This is a genomic window from Halopseudomonas pelagia CL-AP6 (genome assembly GCF_000410875.1).
Lineage (GTDB): Bacteria > Pseudomonadota > Gammaproteobacteria > Pseudomonadales > Pseudomonadaceae > Halopseudomonas > Halopseudomonas pelagia.
Window position 1 is genome coordinate 1 of the sequence record NZ_AROI01000039.1, and the last position, 7647, is coordinate 7647.

A 7647-nucleotide genomic window follows, 5' to 3' on the forward strand; every position below is an offset into this window, starting at 1 on the left:
ACCCGGTGGGTGGTGAAGACGCTTGCTCACTTACCTAAGCGGTTGCAACAATTCCTATAGTAGAGATGAGAAATAGCCGCGTCAACATTTTTCCTATATTTTTCAAGGGTTTGGTATACTCAGTATACCAGAAGAAATACTGCCCACCTGTGAGCTGCAGCAGTACCATACGCAAAAATCTATAGTCCTCGGCCAGCCACAGAAATGCCTTTCTCTGATCGCTGGGTCTCAATTAACTGGTGGGCTGGGTACAGCCCGCTGAACCACCCCAAGAGTTTCCGCAGCAAACCCTTAGACCCCATCCGCACCCAGCGACTGCTCAATCGCTTCAGCCAAGTCACGAAGTGCATCCGAAAGCCGGCTGTCCTCGCGAGCATCACCAGTGGCGGGCTCGAAGCTCTTCGCGTGACGAAGCAAGGCTTCAGCGTCATTTGTATTCAAATCCAGTCGGATCATGGCATCGGCTTCCTCGGATACGGACAGAGATACTGTCCAGGCGGGCAGTAGACAGAATTATCTAACCCGGAAAATATTTTGGTCAAACTCCTACCCCAAACCTACCCCAAACCAATTTTTGGCCAAAAAAAAGACCTGCCCTTTCGGGCAAGTCTTTGATTTTTATGGTGCCGGCACCAAGAGTCGAACTCGGGACCTACTGATTACAAGTTTCTGGGCGAGCTGGCATGCCTAGAGAAATCGTTCGTAGGTGAACGTAGGTTGGCATAGCTGGAGGGCTCGTTTTTACTAGGGTTGAGCGTATTCTTGAGAAGCTTAAGCAATATCACTACTGTACTGCAGGTGTACCTATCTTGCAATCGTGCTCCTGATTGAGCATATTTTTATCAGGCATGTTTTTGTTGCGAAGGAAGGCTAGGGCAAGATCCAGCCGACATTGCCTTCATTCTGCCATGCAGCAGGACACTTTGGGCCTAGAACCAAGTATCCTAAGGTGCTTTATGTACGTGAAATTCTTGTGCTAATCACATTTTTCGGGTGCAAGAAGCATTCACTAGACAGGAACACCCCATGGTCAACAAAGCTCGAAAACCCCTTGCTCTCGATTTGTTCAGCGGTTCGGGGGCTGTCACCCTCGGGCTTAAGCAGGCCGGGTTCAACGTCGTTGGAGCTGTTGATCTCAATCCAGGAGCCTGCGAAACCTACCGGGCCAATCACCCGGATGTGATGCTAATTGAGGAGGACATCCGCAAAGTTTCTCCAGATGCGTTCTCGAGCGTAATCCCAGGGAACCTTGATCTTCTGGTTGTATGTGCGCCTTGCCAGCCTTTTAGCAGCCAAAATCGCCGTAGAAGCTCAAATGACACGCGTAATGATCTCGTCAATACTTCCATTCCCTTTATCGAGCGCTTTTCGCCTTCCATCGTCTTTTTAGAAAATGTGCCAGGGTTGGAGTCGAGTGATGTTTTCGGTGGCTTCAAGAACTGGCTTGAGAATAACGGTTATAGAGTATCGAAGCCGATGCGCATCGATGCGGCAGAGTTAGGAGTGCCTCAACGACGTACTCGCATGATTCTTGTTGCCGCTAAGGGAGTGCCCCTAGACCGGGCGATAGACATAGCAAAGTCGGGAAAGAAAACCGTCAAAGACACAATCGGAGATCTTCCAACTCCCCCAATTGGGCGTCCCCCCGAGGGACACGACCCGTTACACTTTGCTCGCAAACACTCGGCACTCAACATACTCAGGCTTCAGCACATTCCTGAAGACGGGGGTGGTCGCGAATCACTACCTCTGCATCTTCAGCTCGCATGCCATAGGAGGAGTAAAAAGTCTTCTTTCTCCGATACGTATGGGCGTATGCGGTGGAGTGATGTATCTCCGACATTGACGACGGGTTGCACGGATATAACCCGGGGCCGTTTCGCACATCCGAAAGAGCACAGGGCTATAACTCTACGTGAAGCCGCAAGACTTCAGTCATTTCCTGACCACTATATGTTTAAGGGTAATGCAGCCCAAGTCTCCACTCAAATCGGTAACGCTGTCCCTCCTGCAATGATGAAAGCTATAGGGACCAGCCTAAAAGCTGCACTTTTTATGCAGAGTGACTGAATTTTGACAAACGAGCCGCAGCACTGCCCAGCGCTATCGTCGGAGGCAGTGTCAGTCAAAGGTAGCTATGTTTAGGCCTCAGGAGTAATCATGACCCAGCTCAAGGTAAGAGCTAGAGCTGTCGACATGCTCGGACGACAGCAAATTGCAGGTATCCCAACTGCGATTCACGAGCTTTTCAAAAATGCGCATGACGCTTACGCTGAGAGAGTCGAGGTAGATTTTTTCAGGCGTACCCGAGTTCTTGTTCTGCGTGACGACGGTTATGGCATGACGCGGGAGGATCTCGAAAATCGTTGGCTCACATTGGGGACCGAATCCCGGGTAAATGCTAACCGGCCTAGAACTGACGCGGAAAAATCGTCAGAGTCTGAGGCGAAAAAAGCTGAAGAGTGGCGCGGACCAAAAAATCCACCAAAGCGTGTGATCATGGGCGAGAAAGGTATCGGGCGTCTTGCTATCGCAGTTATCGCACCGATCACTTTGCTAATGACACGTGCAAGCCGTGCGGATGGGCTTCATAACCTAGTCGTAGCTTTTGTACACTGGGGGATATTTGAGCAGCCTGGAATAGATATCAGCTCTATCGATATTCCGGTGAAAGAATTCCCCGGCGGAACTCTTCCTACGAGGGAAGATGTGGGCGAATTGGTGGATAAAGTTGCGGCGAATCTGAAAGCATTGGAATCAGATATTGATCCGGATATATATCTACAGCTTCAGAAGGATTTAGAGTCCGCTCGTGGGATTGGGCCGGACAAACTGGATGCAACTCTAAATCAAAACCGTGACGAGCCGCTTACGCTTAAAGGGGATGGGTACGGCACTCACTTTGTCGTTCTTCCAGTGGCTCCTGAACTGGATGATGATATTGACGGTGCGACAGATAAAGAGTCTTCTAAATTACAGCGTTTCCTGCTTGGGTTTTCAAATACCATGGGGGCTGCTGAGCCGGTAATTAAAACAGAGTTTCGTGATCATCATATTCTTGAAGTGGAGAATTTGATTGGCCGGGATAGTTTTTTTACAGCCGAGGAATTTAATAAAACTGACCACTTGTTCGAGGGGGAGTTTGATGATCTTGGGCAATTTGTTGGCTCTGTAAGTATTTACGGAAAACCGAGGAGGTTTGTCTGTAATTGGTTGGATGGGAAAGGTCGGCAACCTCGTTGTGGTAGCTTTTCGATTCGTTATGGCTATGTTCAGGGGTCGCAAAGAGAGTCGGCTCTTTCTGCAGAGGATTGGGTGGAAATGACATCCAAAACTGAGCGAATCGGCGGTTTGTACTTATATCGAGATGGCATCAGGGTGCTGCCATATGGAAACTCAGACTATGACTTTCTCGAGATAGAAAAGCGTAGAACAAAATCCGCGCAAGACTGGTTCTTTTCATATCGCCGCGGCTTTGGATATATTTCAATTTCCCATGCGAACAATAATGCACTAACTGAAAAAGCGGGCAGAGAAGGCTTCCGGGAAAATTTGGCTTATCGAGATTTTCGTTCAGTTCTTATTGGCTTCTTTCAGCAGCTGGCGCTTGAGTTTTTTCGTCCAAGCTCCCCCCAAGGGGATGACTACCGTGACGCGAAGCAGGAACTGTCTGTTCAAGCGGAACTTTTGCGTAAGCAGAAAAGCAAAGCTAACTCTCGTCGCAATGAGTTTGATGAGGATCTGACTCGGTTTTCAGAAGAATACGAGAGTGGTTTTTACGAGATTGAGGCGAAAAAAGTTCTCGACTCTCTAAATGAGCGATTGGACGATCTTGAACAGGAACTAGATCAGGGGAGTTTTGCTGTAAATTTGAGGTTGATTGAGTTGGATGTTCGTAGCCAGTTAAGGAAGCTATCCAATAGAGTAGTCGTGACACGGCCGAGAGGGTTGGCTTTAACTACTAGGCTGGAGAAAGACTGGATAGCGTATGAGCGGATGTCTGCTGAAATTAGGGAAAGTGTACTAAATCCTCTACGCAATAATATTGATGAAAGTTTGTTAAACTCAGCTAATGGCCGCTTAGGTTATACACAGAGGCGTGAGGTTGCACTACAAGACATTGCCCAAGAGCGTGACAGTGCAGTTAAAGAGCTTGTTAGTCTCCGGCGTGAAGCATTTCAAGCTTCGGAAGTAATGCAGCAGTCGTTAAAGTCCGTATTGCAGGAGGAGTTTTCGGAGGTTCGCTCAAATATCGAAACGCTGGTCGCCGAATTCACCAAGCGATCGGCAGAGAAGCCTGAAGATCTAGACCGAGTACGTCACGAAATTGAACTTGGTATTTCTGAGTTACGGCAGCGTGAAGCAGAGCTTTTTAATTCGTTCAAGCGACAGATGATTGAGCTGTCCGAAGGAATCAGCGAGCGTGAAACTCTAGATGATCGTTTCGCTGCCCTTGAGAGTCGTAACCAGATACTAGAGGAGCAGTTAGACTTCTATTCTGATTTCGCTCAGATGGGGATGTCTGTTGGAATACTCCAGCATGAATTCGAACGTGCGGCTAGGGGAATTAGAGTAACCATGAGCGATCTGAAGCCCTGGGCAGATCGTAACCCACCTTTGGCGACCATTTACAAGCAGCTACGTGAACATATTGAGCACTTAGATGGCTATCTAAAAGTGCTGGACCCGCTTGGTCGACGGATGCATCGAGCGACCGTCAAGGTCTCTGGTGACGAAATTCTTAATGCTCTTCGTCGGATATTTAGTGATCAGCTTAAAGACGCGAAGATTGAGTTGAATCCGACTAACAGGTTTCGTGAGCGGTCAGTTGAGTGTAAGTCGTCTGCTTTGCTCGGCGCATTTATCAATATTGTAGATAATGCTATTTACTGGGTCGCCAGCCGGGCTGAAGGCAAAAGAGAAATTACCTTAGATGCTGATGAAGTCGGTTTTCTTGTTTCTAATACCGGCCCTGGAATAGAGGAGCGATTACGAAGTCGGATTTTTGATTTCGGTGAGACAAGTAAGCCTGGGGGGCGTGGCATGGGACTTGCGATTAGTCGAGAAACCTTACGTCGCGAGCACTTTGATGTTGAACTTTTAGAATCGGGCCTGGATGTGAACCCGGTTTTTCGAATTAAGGCTATGGATGAGCAGGTGATGAAATGATGGACGGAGAAGTTCTTGATGCGACGGTCCCGGCTGCTGCGGCACAACAAGAGTGGTTAGAGCACTGTTTGTCTGCTGTTAAGAAATTTTTAAAAAATGCAGTGGTGATCGATAATCAGCCGTATGTTAAAGAGAGCAAAGCTGTTGCCGCCCACGAGCTTCAGCTTCCTGATGATGGAATGTCGATAGCTGCTGCCGCAGAGATTGGTGAGTCATCTGAAGCTGAACTTGAAGACGAAAAGGCACACCGTTTAGATGTAAGAAAAGTTTCAGACGCGTTCGCGGAAAATGGCATTGCATGCGCGTTTGTTCTTCCGGATGATGATGATACGGATGAGGCTTCAATAATTAGGCGCGTATTAAATGCGGCGAGAATATCAGATATTGTCGTAATAGATTGGTATCTACAAGATTCAAGTCCAGTGTTAACAATTAAGTTGTTGACTGCAATTGCTGCTCAAGACGTCGCTGAAAGTGGCAGAATGCGGTTGATATGTGTTTATACAGGGCAGCCTCTTGATGAAGGGATTTTTTCGGACGTTAAAGCAGCCTTGAGTACCGGTGGTATTGTGGTGACGGACACGCCAGATACTCAGTTCTGTGCCAGGGGTACTAACTGCTTTGTTGGTGTTCTGAATAAAATTGAAGTGCCGCCGGTTAGTTTACCGGAAGCACTGACACGGCTTTTCACACGTCTCGCCGACGGCTTAATTCCATCCTTTGCTTTAGCAGCAGTCGGAGCCATTAGGAAAAACACGCATCATATGGTTACTCGTTTTGGAGGGGTGTTAGATTCTGCGTATATAGCAAATAGGCTGATAACTAACCCTCCAGGTGATGTGCCAGAGCTGATGCGTGAATTGCTAGTCGCTGAATGCGATAATGCTCTTGGATTGGATAGAATTGCCGATGACTACCTTGAGACAGCCTCTGTTACGAAATGGCTGAATTTTAAGCAGGATGCTTTTGTTGTGCCTCAATACCAAATCGGTAAGGGCGATAACAAGCAGACTGTACATGTCGATCGAAGCGTAATTGATGGGCTGCTAAACTTTGGTATTGGTGATAGAGATTTCACTGTCGATGGCAAAAAATCTATAGAGTTTCCAGGGTTCCACCGCAATAAAGTCGCTACAGCGTTATCTGGAAGCATTGAGGCAGCTAGAAACGCGGAAAACGAGTTTTCAAGATTGGTGGTGTTTCGGCGCGAAGCGTTTGGCCATTCAAAGCTGGTCTCTGATGCCCATTGGAAACCGTCTCTTACGACGGGCACAGTACTTCGGTTGCAGCAGGAAGACGTGACCCGTTATCTAATGTGTTTGACCCCAGCTTGTGATGCATTGCGAATACAGGAGCCTAGACCTTTTGTTTTCCTTGAGGGGGTATGCAGCGATCAGCCTTACAATTTAGTTGTCAAAGATTTGGATGGAAGTGCGGTTGGGCTTTATTTTGATAGAAAGCATCCTAATATATCGACATTTTATTTTGCCCCAGATAACGAAACTCAACGTGTAAGGGGTATTGAGGAAATGGTTGATGGTGAAGCGTCGAGATTTTTATTTAAATCGATGCATGACGATAGCCTTTCATTTTCATGGCTTGGCGAGATTCGTTATGGACGTGCTGTTAGTGAGATGGCGGGTCTTGCAAGTAATTGGATGAGGATCGGGATAATAGACTCTGAATATCTCCGTCTTGCAGGTAAAGGCAGCTTCAAGTTTAAAACTTGAACCTCAATGTTATCTAAGGGCTAACGCCGATGCATCCATTGATGCTCTTTTGTAAGCGTCATCTGAAAATTGAAGCTTCTGGAAGACACTGCGGCTCTAACAGGCGCTATGGAAACCTAGTAATCTGTACAGCGCAAAAATGCTCCGAAATTGAGAACGGTATTACCGGTAGACATAGGTTATTTTCGGTTTTGCTGGAAGAACTGATTCTCTGACGATCACCTCTTTCGGGTTGTTGATGTGTACCTCGTCAAACTGGATCTCGTGCCCCAGGGCTTTCTTAAACCGCTGCCCAGACAACACAGGCGAGCAGTTCATCGCCTACGGCCCGACTCACTCAGGTGATTTTCCATCGACTCAAGCTAGCGTCTTGGAGTTCAGAGACAAGCTTGGTATGGGAGTAGATATAATCGGAAAGCTGCTTTATTTCCTCCGCAGAGATTTCTTGTACGGAGCCTTGATTCAGGTTTTTTGCGATCTGATTCAGGTTCCTCCCAATAGCTCGAAGCTGTCCCGATGAGTCCCAGAGGGCCTTCGTAGTCTCCATCGTGTATTGGGGCTGGTTAGTCAAGCTGGCCCGAACGCAATTGATTACCCAGCGTTGAGGAGAGCATCCCTCGGCCTCTGAGCGTGCCACGATCTCTTGATACTCAGTCGGTGTGAATCGAACCTCAAGCCTTTGTTTCGGACCTTCGTCGGGACCGCCTGCGAGTTGCCCTGATATCCATGCATATTCCGGCCCATCGTG

The 7647-nt window shown here is 47.8% G+C and carries 5 protein-coding genes; 3 read left to right on the top strand and 2 right to left on the bottom strand.

Going from position 1 to position 7647, the window contains the following annotated elements; translation table 11 throughout:
• Nucleotides 1–291: 291 nt before the first annotated feature.
• A complete protein-coding gene (locus tag K787_RS25335; RefSeq protein ID WP_022964622.1) occupies nucleotides 292–456 on the bottom strand; it encodes a hypothetical protein in 165 nt (54 codons plus the stop codon).
• Between the two features lie 570 nt (nucleotides 457–1026).
• Here K787_RS25335 and K787_RS23960 point away from each other — a divergent pair.
• From K787_RS23960 to K787_RS23965, 3 genes are all read left to right on the top strand, one after another.
• Nucleotides 1027–2070, top strand: coding sequence for a DNA cytosine methyltransferase (locus K787_RS23960; protein ID WP_022964623.1), 1044 nt, complete (start codon nucleotides 1027–1029; stop codon nucleotides 2068–2070).
• A 90-nt stretch (nucleotides 2071–2160) separates the two neighbouring features.
• The gene (locus tag K787_RS0120205; RefSeq protein WP_022964624.1) at nucleotides 2161–5169 is read left to right on the top strand and encodes an ATP-binding protein; all 3009 of its coding nucleotides are present in this window, start codon (nucleotides 2161–2163) and stop codon (nucleotides 5167–5169) included.
• Nucleotides 5166–6899, top strand: coding sequence for a response regulator receiver domain (locus tag K787_RS23965; protein WP_022964625.1), 1734 nt, complete (start codon nucleotides 5166–5168; stop codon nucleotides 6897–6899). The genes K787_RS0120205 and K787_RS23965 overlap by 4 nt, the downstream gene beginning before the upstream one ends.
• Nucleotides 6900–7236: 337 nt before the next feature.
• Here K787_RS23965 and K787_RS0120220 read toward each other — a convergent pair.
• A partial coding sequence (locus K787_RS0120220; protein ID WP_022964627.1) for a MobC family plasmid mobilization relaxosome protein occupies nucleotides 7237–7647 on the bottom strand: 411 nt, incomplete at its 5' end.